The 2,310-nt window shown below is 31.8% G+C and carries 4 protein-coding genes; all 4 read right to left on the bottom strand.

What is annotated here, in order from left to right:
- On the bottom strand, window positions 1–245 hold a 245-nt coding region (locus tag J7G74_RS16645; protein WP_297137488.1), incomplete at its 3' end, for a class II fructose-bisphosphate aldolase.
- 16 nt (window positions 246–261) lie between these two features.
- Window positions 262–1,341 (bottom strand): PTS fructose transporter subunit IIC, encoded by a 1,080-nt coding sequence (locus tag J7G74_RS16640; RefSeq protein ID WP_297137486.1) that lies wholly within the window; start codon window positions 1,339–1,341, stop codon window positions 262–264.
- 26 nt (window positions 1,342–1,367) lie between these two features.
- Window positions 1,368–1,685 carry a PTS fructose transporter subunit IIB gene (locus J7G74_RS16635; RefSeq protein WP_297137484.1) on the bottom strand — a complete coding sequence of 106 codons (318 nt, stop codon included), beginning with the start codon at window positions 1,683–1,685 and terminating at the stop codon, window positions 1,368–1,370.
- Window positions 1,686–1,944: 259 nt separating this feature from the next.
- The coding region (locus tag J7G74_RS16630) for a class II fructose-bisphosphate aldolase (protein ID WP_297137482.1) at window positions 1,945–2,310 on the bottom strand (366 nt) is incomplete at its 5' end.

Below are 2,310 nucleotides of genomic sequence, written 5' to 3'. Positions count from 1 at the left end.
TCAAAGTTTAATGCTACTTCAACACTAGCTCTTTCTGCCAATGTCTTTACGATAGGTGTTATTAACTCACTATCACTATGTTTTTCAAAGTGCTCTTGAAATATATTTACAATTATTGGAGCTTTCTCTAACTCTGCTGCTTTTATAACTGTTCTTGCAGTTTCTAAATTAAAACAATTTATAGCCATAACTGCATAGTTTTCTTTATTAGCTCTTTCTAATATTTTTTTCATAGATACATACATAAACGTAACCTCTTAATTAATTAAATTTTACTGCGCTTAAATCTAACTCTTCTTCATCCTCATCGTCTTCTATAACTAAATCTTCTTCAACTACATTTTTCTTAGTAAGTACTAATATTGCTGCACATACCACAGTTCCTATAGCTAAAGCTGCTAAGAATCCTAGTGGATTTTCCATCGCTGGAACTATAAACATTCCTCCTGATGGAACCGGGCTACCAACATTCCATAACATTGATAAACCTCCACCTATTGCAGCTCCCGTTGAGCAAGCAAATATAACTCTAATTGGATCTACTGCCGCTATTGGTATAACGCCTTCTGTTATCATACATATACCCATTGGAAATGCTAATTTTATATTTTCAGCTTCACTCTTAGAATATTTCTTCTTAGATATTAACCAAGATAATGTAACTCCAAATGGCGGAACCATTGAAGCTAATATTTTTACAGCTTCTGGACCATAAATACCTTCCATAAGCAATCCATCCGCGAATAATGAAGCAACTTTATTTACTGGACCACCAAAGTCAAATGCTGCCATACCTCCAAGAATTGCTCCAAATATAAATCTTGATCCACCTTGAAGTCCCATTAACATTGACGTTAACATTTCAGAGAACCAAACTATTGGACCTCCAATTACGAAAAACATTATTAATCCAACTACAGTTGTTGATATAACTGGTAATATCATCATAGGCATCATACCTTGTGCCCATCTTGGAACTTTTAAATTATTTTTTAACCAAGAAATAAAGAATCCTACTAAGTATCCTCCTAGCATTCCTCCTAAGAATCCTGCTCCTATTGAATTTGCTATAAGACCCATAAATAACCCTGGTGCTATACCTGGTCTGTCAGCTATTGAATAAGATATTGAAGCTGCCATAACTGGAGCTATAAGACCCATTCCTAAAACTCCTAATGATACTAATGCGTCAGCTATAGAGTATGCTGCTTTGTAATCTGATATTACTTGACCATTCATTAAGTTACCTGCTGCTATTAGTAATCCTGCTGTTACAACAAGCGGTAACATGTACGAAATTCCTGTTAATGCATGTTTTTTAAGTTGTAATTTTTTTAACATAATGCCCCCCTATTTAATTAAATTAATTACTTAGCTAGACCTAAATCTGATTCGATTTTATTTAATAATCCTTTAGGTGACTTTATTACTACATGTGTTGGAACACTTACTACCTTTTTGCCATCAAATCTTTCTTTTCCTCCAACATTTATATCTGCTGCTATTATTACTACATCTGCAGCTTTTATATCCGCTGATGTTAATTCATCTTCTGTTCCTATTGTACCTTGTGTTTCTATATGTATTTCATGACCTAGTGATTGTGCTGCTTTTAATAGCTTTTCTTTTGCTATATAAGTGTGTGCTATACCTGATGTGCATGCTGCGATTCCTACTATTTTCATAATTAAAATTCCCCCTTAAAAATTTTGTTCTAATTTATTTATTATTTTTTGCTTTCCTTAAGTTAATTTAATAATATCAAAAACGTTTTCCAATAAAAATACCAAACATTTTCCTTTTATTAAGGAAATTCCTAATATACAATCATTTCTATTTATTTCTAAAGAACTTTTGTTACACACAAACATAATTTTTCATATAAATAAAAAATAGCAGGCAAATTTGACTGCTATTTATATATATTACTAAAATTTTATACTATTAGAAACACTTAGCTTTGTCTATATCATTGAATAAATCCATTTTATACTCTATCACTTCTTTACATGCCTCTATACATGGTGGGTATATAGCATTAGGTTCATACCATCCTGGATTTTCTGCCATTACTTCTTTGCACTTGTTGTAGTATGCAGCTTTTATATCACTTGATATATTTATTTTAGATACTCCAAGTTTCACTGATTCAGCTATTTCTGCATCTGGATTTGAAGATCCACCATGAAGTACTAATGGTACATTAACTGTTTCTCTTATTTCTTTTAATAAATCTAATTTTAATTCTGGTTTCATTCCTTTTGGATATATACCATGAGCTGTACCTATAGCTATTGCTAATGTATCTAC

This window comes from Terrisporobacter sp. (assembly GCF_017888745.1).
Classification (GTDB): Bacteria; Bacillota; Clostridia; order Peptostreptococcales; family Peptostreptococcaceae; genus Terrisporobacter.
The sequence above is the reverse complement of the archived record's forward strand: the minus strand, read 5'-3'. Positions and strand labels throughout refer to the sequence as shown.